1 pseudogene is annotated in these 531 nt (G+C 37.7%); it reads left to right on the forward strand.

Annotated elements, in window-relative coordinates:
* Positions 1-531: pseudogene (locus ACFINO_RS11575) on the forward strand (tyrosine-type recombinase/integrase); the annotation flags it as partial.

Raw genomic sequence — 531 nt, forward strand, 5'->3', positions numbered from 1 at the left:
CTTTTGGAAAATAATCCAGCTTTAGGAACAAAAAGACGCCCCCTCAAAAACAAAGAGAGATTTCCTGTTTGGACAGAAGAAGATGTCGAAAAATATTATCAAAGATGGCATCATGGTACCCATGAACGTGCCTGGATTGATGTTCTTTTATATACGGGCTTGCGTCGTGATGATGCGGTACGAATTGGCTGGAAAGACGTCAAAGATAATATCATTCACCTCAAAACAGAAAAAAGTAAATTTCAAACAGATGTTTTTCTTCCTATTTTTCCAGAATTAGCCAAAATGCTTGAAGCAGGTCCCATAGGTGATGAAACATTCATTTGTGGTAAATGCGGGAAAAAAATACCCAAAAATAGGTTCGGATTTACATTTTATAATGTGTGTACCAAAGCAGGTATCAAAAAATCGGCGCATGAATTGAGAAAATTAGCAGCAAAACGTGGACGCTAATTCTGGTGCAACAGTATCACAACTCAAAGCAATTTTTGGCTGGACAAATGATGCTATGGCATCTCTTTACACAAAGAG

Origin of the sequence: Bartonella sp. AA83SXKL (genome assembly GCF_042196965.1) — a bacterium.
In the GTDB taxonomy this organism is placed as follows: Bacteria; Pseudomonadota; Alphaproteobacteria; order Rhizobiales; family Rhizobiaceae; genus Bartonella.